The 1,640-nt window shown below is 37.0% G+C and carries 1 protein-coding gene; it reads left to right on the top strand.

Features of this window, described 5'->3' with window-relative positions; genetic code table 11:
* On the top strand, nt 1-1,640 hold a 1,640-nt coding region (locus tag ACFS5M_RS14225), incomplete at both ends, for a M14 family zinc carboxypeptidase (protein ID WP_379899160.1).

Genomic DNA, 1,640 nt, shown 5'->3' with positions numbered 1-1,640 from the left:
TACTTTTCAAGTCAACAATCATAAAGATGTTGAACAGTTCTCTAGAGACTTCTCTATTGTTAATTTTGATCCTAAAACCAATACAGTTATTGCATGGGCTAATGAACAACAGTTTAGAACCTTTGAAGATAAAAATATTCCTTTTCAAGTTCCTGTTGAAGAAAATGAAGTTGATGAAACTTTAATTTACGATGTTAGACCACTTCATGAAAGAAACCTACGTCGTCCTGCAACATTAACTTTTCCTGTCAATTCATATCCTACGTATGCGGAATATGCAACACATATGCAATATTTTGAAGACAGCCATCCTACTTTAGTTGAAACGTTTAGTATAGGAAGTACTGGACAAGGAGACAAAGAACTATTATTTGTGAAAATCTCTGATAATGTAGGTACTGATGAGCAAGAGCCTAAACTGATGCTGACCTCATCTATGCATGGTGATGAGATTGCTGGATACCCAATGATGCTTACGCTTATTGATTACATACTTACTGTTTATGCTGATACTGGACATGCCGATCATGCTAGAGTTAAGAATTTAGTTGAAAATGCTGAGCTTTGGATAAACCCTAGTGCAAATCCGGACGGTACTTATCATAATAGTGCTAGTAACACCTCTGTTACTTCTGCAAGAAGAGGGAATGGAAACAATATTGATTTAAACAGAAACTATCCTGATAATGTCGCTGGCCCTCATGATGATGGCTATGCTTATCAAACTGAAACTTTAGCCTTTATGGCTTTAGCTGATTCGAATCACTTTGTGATTTCGGCTAACTTTCATGGTGGGACAGAACTTGTTAATTATCCTTTTGATAATGCTTATGTAAGCCAATACACACATCCTGATGGGGATTGGTTTGAGCATATTGGGGTTGAATACGCAACTCATACTCAAACTGATGCAAACGCAGGTAGTACTGCTGGTGCTCCATATTTATACAAAGCCTCTTACATGACTGATGATGATGATAGTAACGTATATCCTAGTCCAGGGGTAACTCATGGTGCTGAGTGGTATCGTGTATATGGTGGAAGACAAGATTATATGAATTTTTACCACCAATGTAGAGAAATTACTATTGAACTGTCTGACCAAAAAATTCTACAAGAAAGCCGATTAGATGATTATTGGTATTATAATAGAGATGCCTTATTAGACTTCTTAACCCAAGGAACTTATGGGTTTAGAGGAACTGTCGTTGATGACACGACAGGAAACCCTATAGACGCTACAATTACTGTAGTAGGTCATGATAATTATGGATCTCATACAATAACTGATATTTCGCATGGTGACTATTACAGACCTATTAAAGCTGGAACTTATGATATTTTAATTGAAGCTCCTTGCTACCAATCGGTAACTTTAACCAATCAAACTATTAGTGATTATTCTACGGTTAACTTAGGAGAAACAAGACTTAATCCTGGTGCTGCTGTGCCAACTGGTGGAAATGCATCTGCGGTAGGATCGACTACAGCTACTATTGATTGGAACCCTCAAACAGGGAATACTTTCGATTTTAGATATAGAGAAGTTGGTGCTCCTACTTGGACAACCATTACTGGGCTAACACCTAATACTTACGATATTACTGGATTAACTGTTGGTTTAAATTATGAAGCTCAAG

The sequence above is a fragment of the Lacinutrix iliipiscaria genome (assembly GCF_042686125.1).
Classification (GTDB): Bacteria; Bacteroidota; Bacteroidia; order Flavobacteriales; family Flavobacteriaceae; genus Oceanihabitans; species Oceanihabitans iliipiscarium.
The sequence above is the reverse complement of the archived record's forward strand: the minus strand, read 5'-3'. Positions and strand labels throughout refer to the sequence as shown.